Origin of the sequence: Methylovorus menthalis, assembly GCF_020523625.1 — a bacterium.
In the GTDB taxonomy this organism is placed as follows: Bacteria; Pseudomonadota; Gammaproteobacteria; order Burkholderiales; family Methylophilaceae; genus Methylovorus; species Methylovorus menthalis.
The window spans coordinates 396,939-419,334 of sequence record NZ_JAJAQH010000001.1; the positions used below are offsets into that span (position 1 = coordinate 396,939).

The 22,396-nt window shown below is 55.6% G+C and carries 22 protein-coding genes; 13 read left to right on the plus strand and 9 right to left on the minus strand.

The window, feature by feature from the left end; genetic code table 11:
• The first annotated feature begins 217 nt into the window (after nucleotides 1–217).
• The 4 genes from LG204_RS01795 (at nucleotide 218) to LG204_RS01810 (ending at nucleotide 6,242) form a co-directional block, all read left to right on the plus strand.
• Nucleotides 218–1,120 (plus strand): carbohydrate kinase family protein, encoded by a 903-nt coding sequence (locus LG204_RS01795; RefSeq protein ID WP_230335803.1) that lies wholly within the window; start codon nucleotides 218–220, stop codon nucleotides 1,118–1,120.
• A complete protein-coding gene (locus tag LG204_RS01800; RefSeq protein ID WP_230335674.1) occupies nucleotides 1,117–3,324 on the plus strand; it encodes an HAD-IIB family hydrolase in 2,208 nt (735 codons plus the stop codon). The genes LG204_RS01795 and LG204_RS01800 overlap by 4 nt, the downstream gene beginning before the upstream one ends.
• Nucleotides 3,317–5,269, plus strand: a complete 1,953-nt coding sequence (locus tag LG204_RS01805; protein WP_230335675.1) for an alpha-amylase family protein — start codon at nucleotides 3,317–3,319, stop codon at nucleotides 5,267–5,269. The genes LG204_RS01800 and LG204_RS01805 overlap by 8 nt, the downstream gene beginning before the upstream one ends.
• Before the next feature lie 76 nt (nucleotides 5,270–5,345).
• A complete protein-coding gene (locus tag LG204_RS01810) occupies nucleotides 5,346–6,242 on the plus strand; it encodes a mechanosensitive ion channel family protein (protein WP_230335676.1) in 897 nt (298 codons plus the stop codon).
• A 76-nt stretch (nucleotides 6,243–6,318) separates the two neighbouring features.
• Here the strand turns inward: LG204_RS01810 and LG204_RS01815 are convergent, their stop codons facing one another.
• A complete protein-coding gene (locus LG204_RS01815) occupies nucleotides 6,319–6,498 on the minus strand; it encodes a hypothetical protein (protein ID WP_230335677.1) in 180 nt (59 codons plus the stop codon).
• 216 nt (nucleotides 6,499–6,714) lie between these two features.
• Entirely contained in the window at nucleotides 6,715–7,953 is a 1,239-nt protein-coding gene (locus tag LG204_RS01820) for an MFS transporter (protein ID WP_230335678.1), read from the minus strand.
• A gap of 48 nt (nucleotides 7,954–8,001) precedes the next feature.
• On the opposite strand from LG204_RS01820, the gene LG204_RS01825 reads away from it, so the two are divergent.
• The gene (locus LG204_RS01825) at nucleotides 8,002–8,145 is read left to right on the plus strand and encodes a hypothetical protein (RefSeq protein WP_230335679.1); all 144 of its coding nucleotides are present in this window, start codon (nucleotides 8,002–8,004) and stop codon (nucleotides 8,143–8,145) included.
• A 16-nt stretch (nucleotides 8,146–8,161) separates the two neighbouring features.
• Nucleotides 8,162–10,480 (plus strand): putative bifunctional diguanylate cyclase/phosphodiesterase, encoded by a 2,319-nt coding sequence (locus tag LG204_RS01830; protein WP_230335680.1) that lies wholly within the window; start codon nucleotides 8,162–8,164, stop codon nucleotides 10,478–10,480.
• Between the two features lie 49 nt (nucleotides 10,481–10,529).
• On the opposite strand, the gene LG204_RS01835 is transcribed toward LG204_RS01830, so the two are convergent.
• From LG204_RS01835 to LG204_RS01845, 3 genes are all read right to left on the minus strand, one after another.
• Nucleotides 10,530–10,907, minus strand: a complete 378-nt coding sequence (locus LG204_RS01835) for a hypothetical protein (protein ID WP_230335681.1) — start codon at nucleotides 10,905–10,907, stop codon at nucleotides 10,530–10,532.
• The gene (locus tag LG204_RS01840; RefSeq protein WP_230335682.1) at nucleotides 10,897–12,756 is read right to left on the minus strand and encodes a GGDEF domain-containing protein; all 1,860 of its coding nucleotides are present in this window, start codon (nucleotides 12,754–12,756) and stop codon (nucleotides 10,897–10,899) included. The genes LG204_RS01835 and LG204_RS01840 overlap by 11 nt, the downstream gene beginning before the upstream one ends.
• A 144-nt stretch (nucleotides 12,757–12,900) precedes the next feature.
• Nucleotides 12,901–13,632, minus strand: a complete 732-nt coding sequence (locus LG204_RS01845) for a 2OG-Fe dioxygenase family protein (protein WP_230335683.1) — start codon at nucleotides 13,630–13,632, stop codon at nucleotides 12,901–12,903.
• A 139-nt stretch (nucleotides 13,633–13,771) separates the two neighbouring features.
• Between LG204_RS01845 and LG204_RS01850 the strand changes: the two genes are divergently transcribed.
• The 7 genes from LG204_RS01850 (at nucleotide 13,772) to LG204_RS01880 (ending at nucleotide 19,402) form a co-directional block, all read left to right on the plus strand.
• Entirely contained in the window at nucleotides 13,772–14,077 is a 306-nt protein-coding gene (locus tag LG204_RS01850; RefSeq protein WP_230335684.1) for an ArsR/SmtB family transcription factor, read from the plus strand.
• Between the two features lie 11 nt (nucleotides 14,078–14,088).
• Nucleotides 14,089–16,224 carry a bifunctional acyl-ACP--phospholipid O-acyltransferase/long-chain-fatty-acid--ACP ligase gene (gene aas / locus LG204_RS01855; protein WP_230335685.1) on the plus strand — a complete coding sequence of 712 codons (2,136 nt, stop codon included), beginning with the start codon at nucleotides 14,089–14,091 and terminating at the stop codon, nucleotides 16,222–16,224.
• Nucleotides 16,225–16,338: 114 nt separating this feature from the next.
• Entirely contained in the window at nucleotides 16,339–17,535 is a 1,197-nt protein-coding gene (lplT, locus tag LG204_RS01860) for a lysophospholipid transporter LplT (RefSeq protein ID WP_230335686.1), read from the plus strand.
• 106 nt (nucleotides 17,536–17,641) lie between these two features.
• A complete protein-coding gene (locus tag LG204_RS01865; RefSeq protein WP_230335687.1) occupies nucleotides 17,642–17,785 on the plus strand; it encodes an entericidin A/B family lipoprotein in 144 nt (47 codons plus the stop codon).
• 156 nt (nucleotides 17,786–17,941) lie between these two features.
• Entirely contained in the window at nucleotides 17,942–18,013 is a 72-nt protein-coding gene (gene pqqA, locus LG204_RS01870; protein WP_013440845.1) for a pyrroloquinoline quinone precursor peptide PqqA, read from the plus strand.
• A gap of 188 nt (nucleotides 18,014–18,201) precedes the next feature.
• On the plus strand, nucleotides 18,202–18,588 hold the full coding sequence (locus LG204_RS01875) for a DoxX family protein (RefSeq protein ID WP_230335688.1): 387 nt from the start codon (nucleotides 18,202–18,204) through the stop codon (nucleotides 18,586–18,588).
• Nucleotides 18,589–18,631: 43 nt separating this feature from the next.
• Complete coding sequence (locus LG204_RS01880; RefSeq protein WP_230335689.1) at nucleotides 18,632–19,402, plus strand: DODA-type extradiol aromatic ring-opening family dioxygenase; 771 nt, start codon at nucleotides 18,632–18,634, stop codon at nucleotides 19,400–19,402.
• Nucleotides 19,403–19,473: 71 nt separating this feature from the next.
• On the opposite strand, the gene mltA is transcribed toward LG204_RS01880, so the two are convergent.
• The 4 genes from mltA to thiS are packed head-to-tail and all read right to left on the minus strand — an operon-like array spanning nucleotide 19,474 to nucleotide 22,104.
• A complete protein-coding gene (gene mltA, locus LG204_RS01885; protein ID WP_230335690.1) occupies nucleotides 19,474–20,715 on the minus strand; it encodes a murein transglycosylase A in 1,242 nt (413 codons plus the stop codon).
• 10 nt (nucleotides 20,716–20,725) lie between these two features.
• Complete coding sequence (gene apaG / locus LG204_RS01890) at nucleotides 20,726–21,109, minus strand: Co2+/Mg2+ efflux protein ApaG (RefSeq protein ID WP_230335691.1); 384 nt, start codon at nucleotides 21,107–21,109, stop codon at nucleotides 20,726–20,728.
• 2 nt (nucleotides 21,110–21,111) lie between these two features.
• On the minus strand, nucleotides 21,112–21,891 hold the full coding sequence (locus tag LG204_RS01895) for a thiazole synthase (RefSeq protein WP_230335692.1): 780 nt from the start codon (nucleotides 21,889–21,891) through the stop codon (nucleotides 21,112–21,114).
• A gap of 6 nt (nucleotides 21,892–21,897) precedes the next feature.
• On the minus strand, nucleotides 21,898–22,104 hold the full coding sequence (gene thiS / locus LG204_RS01900) for a sulfur carrier protein ThiS (protein WP_230335693.1): 207 nt from the start codon (nucleotides 22,102–22,104) through the stop codon (nucleotides 21,898–21,900).
• Nucleotides 22,105–22,396 lie beyond the last annotated feature (292 nt).

The following is a 22,396-nucleotide window of genomic DNA, read 5'->3' on the forward strand; positions in this document are numbered from 1 at the left end:
GCAGGATGGCGTCATATCCCTTTGCAATGCCGGGCTAGCGTTGGCTGCTTTTAAAAAAAATCGAAACTTTGCCGCTCAAAAGACCACTAAAAGATAACAGGGGAAGCTTACAACACCCTGACCATCCCACCTTGTCAGGAGTGGCTGAATGCAGATTATCTTTTAAAAACAACAGCAAAAGGGAACTCCATTGCAATTACAACCTCACCATAAAGACATGGGCTCATGCGTTGCCTTGTTTGGCGAAGTATTAGCCGATGTTTTTCCTGATGGCCATATCCTGGGCGGCGCCCCTTTCAATGTCGCGCGCCACTTGCAGGGATTTGGCCTAAAACCCGTGATGATTTCACGCACGGGCAATGATGTCCTACGCGAAGAACTGCTCGCCGAGATGAACGCACGCGGCATGGATACTTCCGGCATCCAGTGCGATCCCCAATACCCCACTGGCCAGGTCACCGTGCATATGGATGCTGGCGGCCACCGCTTTGAAATCCTCCCCTACCAGGCATACGACTATATCCACGCTGGCGTGACCCACATGCTGACCATGTCCCTCAAGCCAGACCTGGTCTATTTTGGCACCTTGGCGCAGCGCAATATGGAGTCGCGCCTGGCGCTGGATAACTTCCTCAACGACGCCAGAAGCCCGCGCTTTCTTGATCTCAACCTGCGTGCTCCATGGTATGACAAGCATACGGTGCGACGTTCATTGCTGCGTGCCGATATCGTCAAGATGAATGAGGACGAACTGGGCGCGCTGGCGATCTTGCTGCGGCTGCCGGGAAAATCGTTGCCTGAGCTGGCGATGGCCATGCTCAAACGCTTCAATCTCAAGCTGGTGGTGATTACACGCGGTGAGCAAGGCGCATGGCAACTGAATGCCAGTGGCCAACTGCAGGAAACCGGGCCCCAAACCATGACCCAGCCTTTGCAGGATACAGTGGGCGCGGGCGATGCATTCGCCGCGGTGTACATATTGGGTCATCTGCATGCATGGGAGACCAATCTCACCCTTAGCCGGGCCAACCAGTTTGCCAGTGCGCTATGTGCCATACGTGGCGCAGCGCCGCATGACCTGACGTTTTACCAGCCGTTTGTGCAGGAGTGGCTGTCATGATCACCGCCAGCGATAGCCCGCTCTATGTACTGATGATCAGCCTGCATGGCTTGATACGGGGTTACGATCTTGAGCTGGGACGCGATGCCGATACCGGTGGCCAGATTACCTATGTGGTCGAGCTCTCGCGCACCCTTGCCGCCCATCCCGAAATCGGCAAGGTCGATCTGTTGACGCGCGCCATCCTTGACCCCTCCGTCGCGCCTGAATACAGCCAGCCGGAAGAAGCGCTATCTGCCGGGGCACGCATTATCCGCCTGCCCTTTGGCCCCAAGCGCTATCTGCGCAAAGAGCTCATGTGGCCTTATCTGGATGAGCTGGTGGATCGTTGCCTGCATTACTTACGGCAACAGGGGCGCCTGCCTGACCTGATTCATACCCACTATGCCGATGCCGGGTATGTCGGGCAGCAACTGTCATTGCTGCTGGGTATCCCACAAGTGCATACCGGCCATTCGCTGGGCCGTACCAAGCGTGAACGCCTGCTGGCCAGCGGCCGCAAGCAGCACGCCATTGAGCGCCAGTTCAATCTGGACCGCCGCATTGCGGTTGAAGAAGATATCCTCAAGCATGCCGCGTTTGTGGTGACCAGCACGCGCCAGGAGATCGACTCGCAATACGGCATCTATCACAACTTTGCCCAGCAACGCTATGTGGTGATTCCCCCGGGCACCGATACCAAACGTTTCTCACCACCCGGCAGGCGCAAGATTCAGTCTGACCCACAGCAACAGATAGACCGTTTTCTCAGCGACCCGGACAAGCCCGTCATCCTCGCTATCTGCCGCCCGGACCTGCGCAAGAATCTCAAAGGCCTGGTGCATGCCTATGGCCAATCGCAAGAGCTGCAGGAAAAAGCCAACCTGGTCATCGTCGCTGGCACGCGCGAGGATATTCGCGCCATGGAAGAGTCGCAGCAACAGGTGATGCAAAACCTGCTGCTGGATATCGACAAATATGATTTGTGGGGCAAAGTCGCCATCCCCAAGCAGATATCGCAGGATGCCATTCCCGAGCTTTACCGGCTTGCCGCCAGAAGGCGTGGTGTATTTGTGAACTCCGCGCTGACCGAGCCGTTTGGCCTGACCCTGATTGAAGCCGCCGCCAGCGGCCTGCCTTTTGTGGCGCCGGATGACGGTGGCCCGCGCGATATCGTGCGCAACTGCCGCAACGGCCTGTTGGCCAACACCCTGGAATGCGAAGCGATAGGCCAGGCCTTGACCAGCGCGCTGGCAGACCGCAAGCAATGGCGGACCTGGTCGGCCAACGGTCTGCTCGGCGTCAAGCGCCATTACAGCTGGGATGCCCATGTCGCCAAATACATGAAAGAAGTACGGCATGTGCTGCGCCGCAACCGCAAAGTGGTGCGCCGTCATCACGCGCTGTTGCTGGATTCTGGCAAATCGCAAATGCCATTGGTCGAGCGCACCCTGATCAGCGACATCGATAACACCCTGCTGGGCGAGCGAGCCTCGCTGCAACAGCTAATGCAGTGGCTGAGCCGCAATAAAGGTAAGCTGGCATTTGGCATTGCGACCGGACGGCCGCTGGAGAGTGCGATTGCCATCCTGAAAAAATGGCAGGTGCCGCAACCGGAAATCCTGATTACCTCGGTAGGCAGCGAAATCCATTATGGCGCCAAGCTGATTCCCGATATAGGCTGGGCCAACCATATCCGCCATATGTGGCGTCGCGATGATCTGCAACAAGCGCTCACCGGCATCCCCGGGCTGACCTTGCAAGCACCAGAAAACCAGCGCGAATTCAAGCTGAGTTATATCGTGGATCCCAAGCACATGCCCACCATCAAAGAGCTGTATCGCTTGCTGGGCGAGCGCAAATTGCGGGCCCAGTTAATCTACTCACATCAGGAGTTTCTCGACATCTTGCCTATTCGCGCGTCCAAAGGGCATGCCATCCGCTATCTGGCCTACAAATGGGGCTTGCCGCTTGAAAACTTCCTGGTCGCAGGCGACTCAGGCAATGATCAGGAGATGTTGGTGGGGAATACCCAAGCCATCGTCGTCGGCAATTACAGCCCTGAGTTGCAGGCGCTGAAGGGCATGCACAGCGTGTATTTTGCCTCCCGGCATTTTGCCGCTGGCATACTGGAAGGGCTGCGTCACTATGGTCTGCTGGAAGTCCCCATCAGCACGGCACCGCCTATACCGGATACGGCAGAGAGCGAGGTGCCCCATGTATGAACAGGTCTCGCACTCGCTGTTGAATGACATCCTGATCGGCCTGAAACCCGAGATCAAGAAACACAATCTGCAGCATTTCTATATCCGGCTTGGCGCTAATTTTTATGCCATCTACTCGCTATTTCATAGCCTGTATGGCGAGCGGCCAGATTACAAGCAGCAGCTGGGCAAGCTGGTGGAAACGCTCACACGGCAGTACCTGAATCGTGCGCCGCATCTGCGCGAGCAGGATCTGGCGCGGGAAAAAGACCATACCTGGTTTCTGAGCCAGAAATGGGTGGGATTCGCCATGTACTGCCAGGAGTTTGCGGGTGATCTGCAGGGCGTGCAGCGCCATCTGCACTTTTTGCAGGATCTGGGCATCAATCTGCTGCATATCATGCCCATCATGGATTGCCCGCGCGGCAAAAGCGATGGCGGTTATGCCGTGCGCGATTTTCGCAATATCGATCCTCGTTACGGCACGCTGGCCGACCTTGATGCACTGATCAGCAATCTGAAAAAGCGCGACATGCTGCTGGCGCTGGATGTGGTGGTCAACCACACCTCAGATGAACACGACTGGGCGGTGAAAGCACGGCAGGGCGACCCCAAGTATCAGGATTACTACTACATGTTCGATGACCGCGAGTTGCCGGATTTGTACGAAGAATCGATGCTGGAGGTATTCCCCGAAACGGCGCCCGGCAATTTCACCTGGAATGCCGAAGCCAATAAATGGGTGATGACCGTATTCAACCAGTTCCAGTGGGATCTGAATTACCGCAACCCGGCGGTGTTGATCGAGATGATCGACATCATTCTCTACTGGGCCAATCATGGCGTGGATATCTTGCGACTGGATGCCGTGGCCTTCTTGTGGAAAAAAATTGGCAGCAGTTGCCAGAACGAGCGTGAAGCCCACCTGATTCTGCAACTGATGAAAGATTGCTGCCAGGTAACAGCCCCCGGCGTCTTGTTTATTGCGGAAGCGATTGTGGCCCCGCCAGAAGTGATCAAGTACTTTGGCGAAGATGCCATCAATGCCAAGGAGTGTGAGATTGCCTATAACGCCACCCTGATGGCGCTGCTGTGGGAAGGGGTCGCTACCAAGAAGGCATCGCTGCTCAACAAAGGCATACGCAATATTCCCAACAAGCTGGAGCGTGCCACCTGGCTCAATTATCTGCGTTGCCACGACGACATTGGCCTGGGGTTTGATGATAACGATATCCGCCAGGCAGGCTACGAGCCTTGGGCGCACCGGCAGTTCCTGATCGACTATTACACCGGCAACCGGGAAGACTCGATAGCTCGCGGTGTAGCGTTTGGCCGTAACGATAAAACCGGCGATGCGCGTATTTCCGGCTCGCTAGCGTCCCTGGCCGGGCTGGAGACCGCCCTCAACCTTCAGGACGAAGCTGCGATTGATACCAGCATACGCACCATCCTGCTGTTGCATAGCATCATCCTGTCTTTCGGCGGCATTCCATTGCTGTATTACGCTGATCCGCTGGGCACGCTCAACGATACCTCGTATCTGGAAGACGAACTCAAATACAACGACAGCCGCTGGGTGCACAGGCCCCGCATGAACTGGGAAAAAGCCGAACTGCGCCAACAGCCAGGCACCGTGGAATATCGCATTTTCAATGGCCTGAAGAAGTTGATTGCGTTGCGCAAAGAACTCCCCGCGCTGGCCGATCTGAATAATCGAGAGCTGTTTGAGCTGGAAAACCCGCATCTGCTGGTGTATTCGCGCTTTGATCCCTTGAACAGCCAGGCACGTGTACTGGTGGTCAATAACTTTGACCATAACTCCCAGGCCATGCCGCTGGAGCAACTGCGTCGCGCCGGTTTTTTCACCCATGGCACCGTGCAAGAAACGATCGCTGCAGACAGCTATTCATGCACAGAAGATAGCTTGCTCATTCCGCCACTCACCGCGTGCTGGTTCAAGACCTGAACTACACCGCCCGGCGGGCCTGATGATTGCACACCATGCTGATCATCGCCCGCCAACACATGCAACAGGAGGCCCCATGGAACACTATCTCATTCAGCTCGGCATCGAGGACATTCAGAAATTCTGGGAAATCGCCAAGGTATTTCTCAAAATTGTGCTGATACTCGCCATCGCCTGGCTGGCGATGCGCATTTTCAACCGCATGCTGCTGGCGCTGAAAACCCATCTGCTCACGCATGCGCAGGATAACCCTGAAGAAATCAAGCGCGTACAAACCCTGGGGCGCGTGTTTCGCTACATTGCCACGGTGCTGATCTCCGTCATCACCATCATGGAGATACTGAATGAACTGGGCGTATCCATTGCGCCTATCCTGGCGGCAGCCGGGGTGGTGGGCGTTGCCGTGGGCTTTGGCGCGCAGAGCCTGATCAAGGATTACTTCACCGGATTTTTTCTGCTGCTGGAAAACCAGATCCGACAGGGTGACGTAGTGGATGCAGGCGGTAAAAGCGGCTTTGTGGAGGAGGTGACGCTGCGCTACATCAAGCTGCGCGACTACGATGGCAATGTGCATTTTATTCCCAACGGCGTTATTTCCACCGTCACCAATATGAGCCGCAGCTTTGCTTATTCCGTGATTGATGTTCGCGTCGCCTTCCGCGAAAACGTGGAAACCGTGATGACGCTGATGCGCGAAGTCGGGGACGACATGAAGGCAGACGAGGTGTTTAATCAGAAAATACTGGACGACCTGGAGATGGCGGGGGTAGATCGCTGGGATGATTCGGCGGTCATTATCAAGTGCCGCTTCAAGGTGTTGCCACTGGAACAGTGGACCGTGCGCCGTGAATACCTGAAGCGCCTGAAGCACGCCTTTGATCATGTGGGCATCGAGATTCCCTATCCTCACCTGACCATTTCGGCAGGCCAGATGCGGGGCGAGAACAGCCCTGCCATGGACGGCACGAATTAAACAGCAGGGATGTCAGAAATGCGCTGGGGTTAATGCAGGAGCTGAATTGCCGCGCTCAATGCCTAGCGCAATAACGTCAGACGCAATCGCCACTCGCAAGCGTCATCTTGACGATTTCGCGGCGTAGCTCGAGCTCACGTTGCTCTGTTTTATAAAGCGTGGTCTGGGTAAAGCGGTCGGGGATTTCCAGCACATTCAGGTACTCAGGCTGAAACGCAGGAGCGGGGATCAGATAGTCAAAACTTGCAGCATGCATGTCAATTCCTTTTGGGATATCAGGTTATTACTCGGGCTGAAATTGTGTTTCAGCGCCATTAAGAGCGCACGAGAATCAAAAGATTCCCACGCGCTCGTAGTTTATTTGGTGTTTGCGGATAGCAAAACGCCAAACTACCCTGATATCGTCCCCTAATTCGATTACTTTAGGGGCAGGCCGGAATATTTCTGCCTGAATGGACAAATTCCACTGAAGTTAATGCAGCTCGTGCAAATGCAGGCGACGCAAGCGCGGTGCCAGACGAGCCGTCGCAGCGACTACTGCCAGCGTCATAGTGCCGCCAAAAATCACCGATGGCACCAGCCCCATCAGCCGGGCACTGACCCCGGACTCAAAAGCACCCAGTTCATTGGATGAACCGATGAATATTCCGTTGATGGCCGAAACCCGTCCACGCATGGCATCCGGCGTCATCAATTGCATGATGGTGGTGCGCAACACCACCGAAATGCCATCAAATACCCCCGAGATTGCCAGCAAAAAAGCCGCCAGCCAGAAATGCGTGGTCAGGCCAAACAGGATAATGCTGATGCCAAAGCCCGCCACGGCCATCATAAGATATTTGCCCGCATGCCGATTCAGCGGGTGACGTGCCAGCACAATACCAATGATCACTGCGCCCACCGCAGGTGCGGCCCGCAATATGCCCAGGCCTTCAGGGCCGTGATGGTAAATATCATGGATAAACGCGGGCAACATGGCGACCGCGCCGCCGAACAGTACCGCAAACATGTCCAGTGCCTGCGCCCCCAGCACAATCTGGTTGCTGAATACAAAACGCAAGCCCTGCCCGATGCTGGTAAACACCGGCACGCTCTCGGCTGGCGGCGGCTCCACCACCCGTATGCTCAGGATGGCGACAGCGGCCAGGATGGCGAATCCGGCAGACACCAGATACGCCACACTGACATTGGTCCAGCCCACCAGTATGCCGCCCAGGGCGGGGCCCATGACCAGGCCGATCTGGAATACCGAACTCCCCACCCCGGCAGCCCGGCCGAATTCGCTACGTGGTACGACCAGCGCAAATAGCGCACTGAAGGATGGGCCAATGAAGGCGCGCGCAAAGCCAACGCAGATAATCGAGCCATAAATCCAGTACGTTGGACTTCCCGGCACATAGCCAGCAGACACGGCGGCCAGCGTCAGGGCATTCAGCATCAGTACGCCGCCTGCCATCGCCCCAAAAAAGCGTCGTGAATGATGGTCGACCGCATAACCAGCAAACAGGGCTGTGCAGATATAAGGCACCACTTCAGCCAGTCCGATGAGCCCCAGCGACAATGGATCGCGCGTGAGTTGATAGATATGCCACCCCACCACCACCGCCACAATCTGGTACGAAAAAATAACCGACAGGCGAAACGCCAGCAATTTCAGAAAAGACGGATTCTTGAGCAACTGCAAATTAGGGGAGTCGATAGAAGGAGTCATATCAGGGTTCGATCTAAAAACGCATTTTACGGGAAACTGGACCGAAATATGCTTGAAATTATTGGTCCCTCCCTTGTAGCAGAACCATATTCAGGCAACTCTGGAGCAGAAGCTATGCAGATGAAAACAGATGCAAACAAGCAATGGTTTACATTCGTTAACAATTTAGGGTTAAATGATGCAACAGCATAATTATAAAAAGAACTTGATGATGTCAGGCAACGCAAAAGGGGTGCTTTTTGGTGCAGTGACGGTGGTAATTCTGGCCATCATTGGTTCTTTTTTTGTACCCCAGCCGTGGTTGCCCTTGCTGGACAATCTGCACTGGACTGTCAGTAGCGGGGCTGCATTCCTGCTGGCCTGGATGGGTTACCGTCAGGCCTACCCCGAACAACGTGAACCCCGACGCTGGTTTTTGCTGGGTATAGGTTCTTACTTTGTTGGCCAGCTTTGCTGGGATGTACAATCGGTCATCGGCTGGAACCCATTTCCGGCACCTGCTGATTTCTTCTATCTGATGCTGGGCCCCTGTTGCATTCTGGGCCTGCTCAGCGCCCTCAAGCTGCATCTTTCCCATGCAAAACTGACCGCCGCCAAGCTCGATATGGCGGTGATGACCATTGCCGTCATTGGCCTCATTCTGCTGATTTATATGGGGCGCCAGGCGGATAGTAACGCCCTCCAATTGCTGGTGCTGGTGTTTTATCCGGCAGGCTTGCTTAGCGCCGCCTGCTTTGCGCTCTTGCTGGTGCCGTTTTTGCGCTTACGCTTGCAATTGGGCTGGCTATTGCTACTTGGCGGGCTGGCATTGGAAGGCGGCATTTGGATGCAGTGGAACCTGAATGTCATCGACCAGGTGAACATAGACGGCTCCTTGCTCAACCATGTGTTTTCCGCTTCTGATTTGCTGCTGGGTCTTGGCGCCATGCACTGGATGGCCACCCCATCGGGCAATCGCACTTACATCCGTATCTGCCAGGGTATACAACGCGCGATCCCGTTGATGGCCATGCTGATCGCCATCAGCACCATTTATTTCATGATGATGGATACGGCAACGCCTATCGCCAAATCCATTGCATTGGCCTCCTGCCTGAGCATTATTGCACTGGCCATGGTTAGGCAGAGCATTCTTCTGGCAGAAAGTGAGCGCCTGCTGACAGCCGAGCAATTGATAGAAGAAGGTCAATTGCGCTACCAGCATCTGGCCCATCATGACATTCTCACCGGGCTGCCCAATCGCCTGCTTTTTCAGGACAGGCTGAGCCATGCATTGGCCTTGAGTGCGCGCAACAACAATCGGGTTGGCATGCTGTTTATCGATATCGACCATTTCAAGAATATCAATGACAGTCTGGGTCATGTGATAGGAGACGAGCTACTGGTCGCGATCGTAGAACGCTTGAAACTGCGCATACGTGAACAGGATACCTTTGCGCGCCTGGGCGGGGATGAATTTGTGCTGTTGATCGAGCAGTTACAAAACGCCAGCGAAGCCGCCACCATTGCCAGCAACCTGCTGGACGCGCTCAAGACCCCGTTTCACTTAAGTGGCAATTGCGAAGTCGTCATCAGTGCCAGCATCGGCATCAGCGTATGCCCGGAAGATACCCAGGATGCCACCCAGCTTATCCGCAATGCCGACTCCGCCATGTACCGCGCCAAGGACACCGGGCGCAACCGCTATCAGTTTTATACCGAAGAGCTGACCAAGCGCGCCCAGGAAAGACTAATGACAGAAAGCCGTCTGCGTCAGGCAATACGCGACAAAGCCTTTGTATTGCATTACCAGCCGATATACGCCAAGGCCGAAAATGTCGTCGGCCCACCCCATATCTCCAGCTGCGAGTGCCTGATTCGCTGGCAGCAGGAGGATGGCAGTCTGATATACCCTGACCACTTTATTCCATGCGCAGAAGAAACCGGCCTGATTATCCCCATAGGCGAATGGGTGCTGGACCACGCGTGTGCCCAACTGGCAGAGTGGGATACCCGCCTGCCTGACAATACGCTCAGCATGGCAGTGAATATTTCAGCCAGGCATTTTTGCGACGTGAATTTTGTGACGACCGTGCATGAAGTATTGAAGCACCATGGCATTGCGCCGGGTCGGCTGACCATTGAGATCACGGAAAATGCGGTGATGGATAGAATGGATATCGCCATTCCCACATTGCAAACACTGGTTCGTACAGGCGTGCATATTGCACTTGATGATTTTGGCACTGGCCAGTCATCCTTGGCCAAGCTGAAAACCCTGCCCATCCACGCGCTTAAAATTGATCGCGAGTTCGTCAAGGATATCCCCGACAGCACCGATGACATGCAGCTTGCCGCTAGCATTATCCGCATGGCGCAGGGCCTGCATCTGCAAACCGTGGCAGAAGGGGTGGAGACACAGGAGCAGTATGATTTTCTTGCGCAGGCAGGTTGCGACAAGTTTCAGGGCTACCTGCTTTCTCGCCCAGTGACTGCAGAAAAGATTTACACCCTGCTTGCCGCTTCTGCAGAGCTTGCGACAGCCTGAAGCATCGCGGCCTGTACTCAAGCCCGGCCGACCACCGGGCTAAGGCGACTCAGGGAATGCCGATATCCTGGGCGGACAACGGCCCATACACCAGCTCATCCATGCCCCAGAAGCCGCCGGTGGCATCGAGGTAATACGCTCCACCGTCCAGCTCCTCCTGATACAGGGTGAATACATACACCTTGCTGTTGTAATACTTGCCCGGCTCCTGATACACCTGATGCAAGGCTTTTTTCTCGCGCATGCGCTTCCATTCCAGCTTGTCGATGGCGGGGAGGGGCAGCAGGGATGTGCTGTCTGCCCCAAAAAACGCCTGGTAGCGCTGATTGAATGCAGCCTGGATCGCTTCAGGCTCCGCGGCCTGACTGCTAGCAGTCATTGCCAGTGACAGGCACAACAGGCAGGTCAATAAGGATTTAATTGCCATTACTTCCTTGCGCGCTGGCATCGGTAATTTCCCGAATCTCCGGCTCTTCCAGCAGTCCTTCTGCGCCAATCACCTGATTGCGTCCGCTATGCTTGGCTTTGTAAAGAGCGGCATCGGCACGGGGCACGATGGTATCCGGCCCTTCGCCCGGCAGCCGTTCGGCCACCCCGGCGCTAAAGGTGATCAGCACGCGTTCGTTGCGATGCATGAAGAAATTCTTGGTGAGGTCACGCTGCACGCGCTTGATGATATCCATGGCCTCATCCTGCTTGGTACTGGGCAGTATGATGATGAACTCTTCGCCACCATAGCGCGCCAGCACATCGGTATTCCGCAGCGAGTACTTGATGATGCGCACCAGATGGATCAAGGCCTGATCACCGGTGGCATGGCCCAGGTTATCATTGAGCTGCTTGAAGTGATCAATATCCATCATGGCAATACTGAGCGGCGTACCATGGCGGTCGGCACGGGCAAACTCACGTTCCATGGCTTCATCCATGCCGCGCCGGTTTAGCGTGCCAGTGAGGTAATCTTCATGCGCGACTTCGCTGATATGGTCTAGGCGTCGCGTCAATTCATCGATCAGCTTTTCCGCTTCGTCAGCGCGCTGTTGGGCATCCACCAGCGCATCCTTGGAACGCTGTATGCTCAGGCCTATGCTGCGGGTATCGTTCAACAGGCTATCAATGACGGAGTTGAGCTCCACCAGATCCTCGGTGGAGGTGATACGGTCGCGATAGCCATTCAGCTTGTTCTGGTATTCACCGGTATCCGTATCCATTTCGGCCAGTCTGTCCACGAAGATTTCCGCCATGCGCTTCAGCGAATCCTTGGCTTCAATCAGCCGCGGCTTGATCTGTCCCTGCTTGTACAGCATCTCTTTCAAGCTGCTTTCGGCGTCGTAGAGGCGGGTAAGGTCCAGCGGTTTCTCGAGGATATCCTGCACGATCTGGGTCTGCCCATGCAGCCATTTATCCTCCAGCACCAGCTCACCCATGCTGTTGTTCAGCAGGCGCAATAATTGCAACAAGGCTTCGTGCAGACGGTTTTGCTGATCGCCATGCATTTCCAGGGTGAACAGCACGCCCTTCAACTCTTCGGCAATACGCTTGATCTGGGTTTCATTCGTCGCGGAATGAATATCCTTGACCAGTTGTTTAGCCTTGGCTTCCGGCTCGGGCAGGGAATGCAATTGCGGGATCAGCACCAACTCCATGGTGCGCACCAGCATTTCGCGCCAATATTCGGCAGGCTTTTTGCCATAGAGCGACTTGCTGGGGGCAGGGGTGGGCGTTTCGCCTATGGTTTCCGCTTCGCCTTCCAGCACCTGCGGGCCATCGCCCTGCACATGATCAGCCACTGAGCCTTGTCCCCATGAGTTGGCGAGGGATTGGATCTTTTGTGGCAAGACATCGGGGTCATTGCCAAAGTTGGTAAGTACCCGGTTAAGGCCTTCTTTCTTGCGTGTCAGCGTCACACCCTTGTGACTCATCTCCAGCTGCTTGAGCAGGTTGCGAATCACCACCGGCCAGCTGGTTTCATCACCACCAGCGGCGCCCAAGGGCAGGAGCTTGATGAGCTGGTCTTCCACCCGGGACCAGTCCTTTTTCTCAATCAGGGTGGCAATGGATTGGGCGGCGGCAATATACTTGGGACGCTGCTTGCCCGCGTCGTGCAAGACTTTGTCCAGCACGTGGGCAAGCTCAAGAGTTTCATTCATGGAAACAACGCCCGCGATCTCGTCGTATACCGTCCGAAAATTATCCGGCGTAGGTGGGACTTTGCGCGATGCAAGCTGCATCAGCGCCTGCCGGGCAATCTCGATGGGGGTAGGTTTTTCTTGCATACTGGCTCGCGCTTAGCTCCATAACCGATGCCACAGCATCGGAGTTTCAAACTGCGTTCTGGCTCTTGTCAGCATACGCTACCACAACTGTATTAAATGACGTGAACAGGGCCGCTATTTATGGCCATTTCCGTCATTCACAGGCTACTTTGCGCGAAATGTCACCACCAGCACATCGCGATAGGCAGGATGTGCCGCATCGATCTGCTCCACGGGCGTCACCCCATGCATGCAGCGTCTATCATTCACGATGGCGCTATCCAGCGGTTTGGTCAGGGTAAAGCTGTCCAGGGTTTTGTGCTCAAGGTCATGCATGGTGGTAGTGCCGCTGGAAATATTCACGCGCTTTACCATCATCACCAGCACAAAATCAACGCCATCGCGGTGTATGCCTTCGGGCGTTGGTTTGCCATGCAAGTCGGCACTGGCTTCAATGCGGAATTGATGGCATTCGATATGCCAGACTTTGTCAGGGAGCATGCGGCTGAACATCTTGTGACAGAAGCGCAGGATGTTGCGCATGCTGTTACCCTGCATGATAGCCGCGGGTATAGGCTCGAACTCGCGCGCGACACCTCCATTCAGCGGGTTGTAGTCCAGGCTCTGGTAATGCGGCTGATGCGGTTCCAGCACAATGTCACCGCCTTGCGCTGGTGCACTGAGCGTGGCGTAGCGGCGACGGCGATAGCGCCCGCCATCCGCCATGTATTGATCCAGCGGCATGGATTCCCAGCTGGCAGCAAAGGCGGGCCAGTCGTTCAGCGCGTCTTCGGCCTGCCCCAGTAACCAAGCCTGCATGGCTTCTCCTGCCACAAAACTGAAGCCCGCCCGGGCTATATTGTCCAACAGTTCGGATTGTCGCAGTAAGGGTGCCACGCCGGATCGCTATCTATGAAATCATGAAAGATAAGCATCTTAGCCGCTTGGAGAGGCAATCTCAACGTTGGCAGGTGCGGATTGGCGTGGTTTGAATAATATACTTGACGGACATAACTAAATAACTAATTATTTAGTTATGAAAGCCATCATGCAGATTCCATCCGAATGGGCAGATACCTCGAAACTGTTCATCGCGCTGGGCGATGAACAGCGACAACGCATACTGCTTGCCTTTGAGCCTGATGAACGCCTGAATATCGGCCAGATTGTCGCGGCCTCGACCTTAAGCCGCACCGCTGTGAGCCATCATCTGCGGGTATTGCGGGAATCCGGGGCCCTACAGAGCGAGAAAGTAGGAAAAGAGGTGTTTTTCCACATAAATAAAAAGATGATGACGGAGGCGCTTGAAGGCGTGCTGTCTTACATCAAGACTACTATCTGAAGGGAGATTTCATGCTGGCAACGCTTTTAAAATTGGTCTGTGGATTACTGTTTCGTGTTGAAGTAAGGGGCAGGCAACATCTGCCATCGCAAAACCAGGAACAGCACAAGCTGCTGATTGTGGCCAACCATGAATCCTTTCTCGATGGCTTGCTGCTCGGGCTTTTTTTGCCAGTGCGCGCGACCTTCGTGGTACACACCACCGTATTGCAGAGCCCGCTGTTCCGATTGATCCTGCGCATGGTGCCGCATCTGGCGGTTGACCCCAGCAATCCGCTCGCCATGAAACAAATCATTCGCCTGCTGGATGCAGGCGAGAATGTGGTGATCTTCCCCGAAGGCCGTATCACGCTGACCGGCAGCCTGATGAAAGTGTACGACGGCCCGGGTTTCGTTGCCGCCAAAACTGGCGCCACCATCTTGCCAGTGCGCGTGGATGGCGCAGCCCGCAGTTATTTCAGCCGTCTTTCCGGTGGCAATTATCCGCGCCAGCTTTTCCCCAAAGTGTCGCTCACCATTTTGCCAACCACGCATCTCCCCATACCGGAAGCCGCCAATGCCAGAGCCCGCCGCAAGCTGGCTGGCGAAGGCATGCGCGACATCATGCAGGATATGCTGTTCAAGTCGCGCCCGGTCAAAACACTGTTTGGCTCCCTGCTGGATGCCATTTCCATTCATGGCCGCCGCACCCGGCTGGTAGAAGACATGCAACAGATCGAGGAATCCTATGGCGATCTTTTGAAAAAGAGCCTGGCGCTGGGGCGCCTTAGCGCCAAGATTACCAGCGCTGGAGAAACCGTTGGCGTGCTGATGCCGAATGTCACCAATACCATCTGCCTCATTTTCGGCATGAGCGCATTCAAGCGCGTCCCCGCCATGCTGAATTACACGGCAGGCAGCTCGGGGCTGCAAAATGCCATCATCGCTGGCAATATCCGCACCGTCATTTCCTCACGCAAATTCATCACGGCCGCCAAGCTGGAAGAGACGGTAGCGGGTTTAGCAAATGTGCATCTGGTCTACCTGGAAGATTTGCTACCCAGTTTGAACGGATGGGACAAACTTTGGCTGATGGGCTTTGCGCTATGGTTGCCACGACTGGCAGTACCGCATGCCAATCCGCACGACGCGGCCGTGGTGCTGTTCACGTCGGGTTCTGAAGGCAAACCCAAGGGCGTGGTGCATTCGCATCACAGCATCCTGTCCAATATTGCCCAGATTGCCGCCATCATCGATTTCTCGCCTGCCGATAAATTCATGATGGCCCTGCCGCTGTTCCATGCGTTTGGTTTTACCTGCGGAGCCATCATGCCGCTGGTCACGGGTAGCAAGCTGTTCGTTTATCCATCCCCTCTGCATTACCGGGTGATTCCCGAAGTAATTTACGACCGTGGCTGCACGGTGCTGTTCGGCACCAGTACCTTTTTGGGCAACTATGCCAAATTCGCGCACCCCTATGACTTCTACCGCTTGCGCTACGTAGTCGCCGGAGCAGAAAAGCTGAATGAAGAAGTCCGCAAGGTCTGGGCGGATAAATTCGGCATTCGCATTCTGGAGGGGTATGGTGCCACCGAGTGCGCACCCGTGTTGGCGGTCAACACCCCCATGGCAAACCAGCCGGGTAGCGTGGGCCGCATGCTACCCGGCATGGAAACCCGGCTGGAAAGCATCCCCGGCATCGCGCATGGCGGACGTCTGCTGGTGCGTGGCCCCAACGTCATGATGGGGTATTACCTGTATGACCAGCCGGGCGTGCTAAAAGCGCCTGCGGATGGCTGGTATGACACTGGCGATGTGGTGGATATTGATGCCCAGGGCTTTATCCGCATTCTGGGCCGGGTAAAACGCTTTGCCAAAATTGCCGGGGAGATGGTGTCGCTGGAAACAGTGGAAGTCCTGGCACACGAAGCCTCGCCCGAGCATCAGCATGCTTCCAGCACCCAGCCGGATGCACAGCGTGGTGAAAACATCGTGCTGTTCAGCACCGATACCAGCTTGAGCCGCGATAGCCTGCAGGCGGCGGCCCGCAAGCTGGGAAGTCCAGATCTGGCGGTGCCGAAAAAAATTATTTCCCTGGAAGCCCTGCCTTTGCTGGGGACGGGCAAAACAGATTACGTGACATTGCGCACCATGGCGGCCGAGGCATGAGCCGGATATCTGCGGCCAGCAATAAAGCCCCATCCTTTGTCGATGCGGGCTTAAGGCACCCTTCAACCATTTAAGCCACCCATTCAAGCCAACCATAAAAACCAGGGAGTTTGCATGCATTCCACCTCCACCCCATCGGCGATTCCTGCGCGCGGCATGACTGCCGTTCTGATCGCCCAGTTTATCTCTGCCCTGGCAGACAACGCCCTGCTGTTTGCCGCGATTGCCCTGCTCAAATCGCAATCGGCGCCAGGCTGGCAGCTGCCCTTGTTGCAAGAGTTTTTTGTGGTGGCCTTTATCGTGCTCGCCCCTTTCGTTGGCCCTCTGGCCGATGCCCTGCCCAAAGGCCGGGTGATGCTGATTGCCAATGGCATGAAGTTCATCGGTGCCGCTGCTATGCTGTGCGGACTGCATCCCCTGCTGGCCTATGGCATGGTCGGGCTGGGCGCCGCCGCCTATTCCCCCGCAAAATACGGCATCCTGAGCGAGTTGGTCGGGCCACAACATCTGGTCAAAGCCAACAGCATGATGGAAGGCTCTACCATCGTCGCCATTCTACTGGGCGCCGTATTGGGCGGCTGGCTGGCAGATCACTCCGTCACCGGTGCCCTCACCGCCATTGCTGGCTGTTACTTGGTCGCGGCCCTCGCCAATCTCTTCATTCCGCGCCTGCCTGCCGCCCATGCCTTGAGCCGGGTGTCGTTGCCAGCATTGGTCAGGGATTTTGTCATCGCCACCAGCACGCTGCTGAAAAACCCGGACGCGCGCTTCTCGCTCATCGGCACCAGTATCTTCTGGGGGGCAGGCAGCACCTTGCGCTTTCTGCTGGTGGCCTGGGTGCCGGTTGCCTTGGGCATCGCCGATCTCAGCACGCCTGCCAATCTGAGTGGCGGTGTTGCCATCGGTATCGCGCTGGGCGCATTTGCCGCCGCCCGCTATGTACAACTACATTCGGTGAACCGCGCCTTGCCCGCCGGGGTACTGATCGGTTTGCTGATCGTGGGCTTTGCCTATGTTTCCAATCTTTACTGGGCGATTGCCGCACTGATTGTGATTGGCGCCTGCGGCGGTTTCTATGTCGTACCGTTGAATGCCCTGCTGCAGGAGCGCGGCCACGCCAGCGTAGGGGCGGGGCACGCCATTGCCGTGCAAAACCTGTTTGAAAATATCTGCATGTTGTTGATGGTAGGCTTGTATACCTTGCTGGAAAAGCAAGGCATGCCGGTCATTCATTCCACGGTAGCCGTCGGCCTGGTGGTTTTTGTGGCGATTGGATTATTGGCAGCGCAACGTCTATGGCAAAAAAAGTAGGTGCTGTCTGACACCGATTTCAGCCGCGCACTGAATGTTGGACGGCAGAGGTCCCGTTACATTGATCAGGTGTGAATGCCCTTAAATTTGCGACTGGAGATACACCATGAAGAATAAAATCGTAAGCATCCTCTGCCTCTGCTCATTCATGCTGCTGACCGCCTGTAATACCATGAGCGGCGCCGGCAAAGACATTCAGAAGGGCGGCGAAGCCTTGGAAAACTCCGCAGACAAGAACAAAGGTTACTAAACTTTCAATGTGCATAACAATGTGATTCTCATGAAAATCATGAGCTCCATTTCATGACTAACACAATGCAAGCCGTTCTCGAGGAGCGTACAGTTTGTCTCACGTTAGAAGCATGTGAGTGCATCGGACGAAACCTCAACGAAAGGAGAAACGATTATGTGGACCAAGCCAGAAGCTACCGAAATGCGTTTCGGTTTTGAAGTGACCATGTACGTTTGCAATCGTTAATATTAACGTTGCGACAACATGAACGGGGGCCCAGCGCTCCCGTTTTTATTTGGACGTTCCAACGCTGAATTCCTCAGCTCTCGGTCCCCTGCCGGGAAATCATCACTGCGTCATCCCGAATCCCCACCAGTCTTGTCTTTGCCGCTAAAATGCCAGAGCAGCACCCCTATATCTCAGGAGATTAAAGCATGAACCCTTGCAACCGTTGGCTCACTTTTGCTGGAAGAGTATTGCTGTCACTGATTTTCATTATTAGCGGTCTGGGCAAAGTGGCGGCACCTGATGCCACCATAGGCTACATCAGTAGCGTAGGCGCACCATTCCCCGAGGTGGCTTATGCCATCGCCCTGCTGGTAGAGCTGGGCTTGGGCCTAGCATTGCTGTTGGGCTTCAAGGCGAAATTTGCTGCGGCAGGAATCGCGATTTTTACGCTGGCAGCGGCGTTCTTGTTCCATACGGATTTCAGCAATCAGATACAGCTGGTAATGTTCATGAAAAACTTCACCATCGTCGGCGGTTTGTTGCTGATCGTGGCTTATGGCGCCGGTGGTTTCAGCCTGGATAATCGCAAGTAAGCTTCATCCATTTTCAAGTAATGCAGCCTGGCAGGATACGGTAATGACGACGCTTTTTATTTCACATGGTGCACCTACCCTGGCGATGGCCCCGGGCAAGACCGGTGAGATGTTGCATAAACTGGGCTTGTCATTGCCGCGTCCGCGGGCCATTCTGGTGGTGTCCGCCCACTGGGATACGCCAGAACCCCGCGTCAGCTTTGTGCAGCAACCAGATACCCTGCATGACTTCAGCGGTTTTCCCAAAGCCATGTATGACATGCAATACCCGGCACCCGGCTGCCCGGAATTGGCAGAAAAAGTGGTGGAGCTGCTGACGGCAGCCCAATTCAACATCCAGCGCGACCCCAAACGCGGACTCGACCACGGCGCCTGGGTGCCCTTGATGCTGATGTATCCGGATGCCGATATTCCGGTGACCCAGCTTTCGATCCAGGGTCACCGCGACCCGGCCAGCCACTACCGCATGGGGCAGGCGCTGGCATCGCTGCAGGATAGCGGCGTCATGCTGCTGTGCTCGGGTGCCATCACCCATAACCTGCGCCACCTGTTTGAAGTGCAACGCACCACCAGCTCATTGGCCTATGTCACGGAGTTTGCCAACTGGGTGGGGGATAACATTGTCGACAAGAACGATGAGGCACTGCTGAATTATCGTACGCAGTCGATCAATGGTGTGTTGGCGCACCCGGAAGAGGATCACATACTGCCGCTGTTTGTGGCGCTGGGCGCAGCACGCGGCCCGGCGATACGCTATCAACCTGAGCACACCTATGGTTTTCTGGCGATGGATGCTTATGCCTGGGCGGCTTAGCCTGACAACATAGCGCCCAAAAAAACAAAGCCGCTTAAAAGCGGCTTTTTGATCCATCAAAGGAATTGGAATTAAGGTGCTGGAGCCGCCGTTGGCAATGGGAAGCCATGCGGCAGCAATACCCAGATCTTGCCACGCTGCTTCATGGCACCGGCTTGCCTACCGGCATCATTTCCCGCTCCCCAGAAAAAGTCAGCGCGCACGCCACCCTTGATGGCGCCGCCGGTATCCTGTGCCATCATCAGGCGGTTAAGCGACTTGCTGCTGTTGGGGTAAGTGGTAGAAAGAAACACCGGCGCGCCCAGCGGCACAAAGCGCGGGTCTATCGCCACCGCACGCTCAGCCAGGATAGGCACACCCAGTGCCCCCAACGGGCCTGGCAAACCTGGCGGCAATTCACGGAAAAATACATAGCTGGGGTTGCTGTTGAGCAGCTCGCGCAACTTGTCTGGATTATTGCTTGCCCAGTTTTTGATGCCCTGCATGGACGCCTTATCCGCGGTTAATTCACCGCGCTGAATCAGCAAGCGCCCGATGGACTGATAAGGGAAACCATTCTGGTCAGCATAGCCCACATGCACTTGCTCGCCATTGTCCAGACGTATCACCCCCGACCCCTGAATCTGCAGGAAAAACAGCTCGACAATATCTTCTACCCAGAACAGCTCGCGCCCACGCAACGGGCCTTGTGGGGATTCAATCTCACCGCGGTCGTAGTAGGGAATCAGCTTGGTGCCCACCACGCGGCCGCGTACCCGCTTGTTGGCAAGCTCGGGGAACAGGCTCGTCAACTCCACCGTAATCAGATCATCCGGCCGACTGTAGAGCGGATAGCGATAGGCGGCTGTCGGCAGGCGGCTGCCGCGCAACAAGGGCTGGTAATAGCCAGTAATCAGGCCTTCGTCGGTGCCATCCACATTGGTGGTCTGGTAGACATCAAAATAGGTTTGCAGGTAACTGCGGATACTAGCCTGATCCGGATTGATCATATTCTGGGCAGCGGCGCAGGCAGCCTGCCAGGGCTGACGGGTTTTCAGGGTCGAGCAGCTCTGCAGCCAGGCGGGCCACGCTTGCACCAGATTATCTTGCTCAAGCGCACTTAGCGCATCCCAGCTGGATGGTTTCAGCAGGCCATACTCTGGAATCTTCGGTGCCGCTGGTTTTTCCGGGGCAGGCTTGGGCTCTTCCGGCAACGGAATCGGCAAGGCAGGACAATCGCACGCAGGCTTGGGGCTTGGCTGAGTGGGCTTTTGCGGCTGGCTGCCACAGGCGGTCAGCAATACGGCCAATAAAACAATCAAACGAGCATGCATGACAACAACCTTAATGCAGAGTACGGGGGATGGAAAGGGTAAATGCCGGTATCTCGGCTTCAAACGCAGTGCCATCCTCGGCCACCAGCTGATAGGTGCCGCGCATGAAACCAACCGAAGTGCGCATGACGGTGCCGCTGGTGTACTGGAACTGCTGACCAGGCTTCAGCGTAGGCTGCTCGCCCACCACGCCCGGGCCACGCACTTCCTGCACGGACTCATCGGCATCGGTAATGATCCAGTGGCGGCTGATGAGTTGCGCGGTTTCAGTGCCGGTATTAATGATGGTCACGGTGTAGGCAAAGGCATAGCGTGGCTCGGCTTCATCGGACTGATCCGGCAAGTAGGCACTCACCACACTGACGGTAAACTGGTAACGGCGGGATGACTCCACGCTTATCCAATCATGCCGGTGGTAGGAGAACTGGGCGTAGCAGAATAGAGTTTTTTCGGCATACGCCCGGCGAGATAGGCTTCGCGACCCGCTTCCACGGCCTTTTTCATGGCGCTCGCCATCAACACCGGGTTGTGCGCCCCGGCAATGGCAGTATTCATCAGAATGCCCTGACAGCCCAGCTCCATGGCGATGGCCGCATCCGATGCCGTACCCACGCCGGCATCCACCAGCACCGGCACCTTGGCGTTTTCGATGATGATCTGCAGATTCCATGGGTTCAGTATCCCCATGCCAGAGCCAATCAGCGATGCCAATGGCATCACGGCACAGCAACCAATTTCTTCCAGCTGTTTGGCAATAATGGGGTCATCCGAGGTGTAGACCATGACGTCAAAACCTTCTTTGACCAGGGTTTCAGCGGCTTTGAGCGTTTCAACGACATTGGGATACAGCGTGGTCGGGTCGCCCAGCACTTCAAGCTTCACCAGCCTGTGCCCATCCAGCAGCTCGCGCGCCAGACGCAAGGTACGCACCGCATCATCCGCCGAGTAACAGCCCGCGGTGTTCGGCAGGTAAGTAAATTCTTCCGGCGGCAAGTATTCCAGCAAGGAGGGCTCGCCAGCATGCTGGCCGATATTGGTGCGACGGATCGCCACGGTAATGATTTCGGCACCGCTGGCATCAATCGCCGCACGGGTTTCGGTAAAGTCCTTGTATTTGCCTGTGCCCACCAGCAGTCGTGACTGATAAGCCTTGCCAGCAATATTGAGTGTATCCATAACGCGTTAACCGCCTCCTACAGCGCCTACAATTTCAAGTTTATCCCCATCATTCAGGGCCGTATCGGCAAACAGGCCGCGCGGCACGATATCGCCATTGCGCTCAATCGCCAGACGCTTGCCCGTGAGGCCCAGGGTTTGTACCAGCTCAGCCACCGTAAGGGTTGCCACATCGAACTGCCGGGAATTACCGTTGATCGTCAGATGAATCAATTGAATTACAGCCTAATCGTTTTAGAGAAGCCAGGAATATGGGACCGCAGCTTCAAGAACCGCGAGGAAAGGTATTTTACGTAGGTTAGCAGGCAATTAGCAAATCATCGCCCGCGCATCGCAAGGATTAGTGATACCTTGAATAACGGGACTTTTACACGATTGCTACCGCCTTTACCGGGCTTGCTTTCATATTAAGCTAGCTGACAACGTATGTCGCCATACACTAGCAATTGGCTTGACGCTATATCCCCTAGGATATAGGCTTCGCCAGAGTCGGAAGCACACAGGC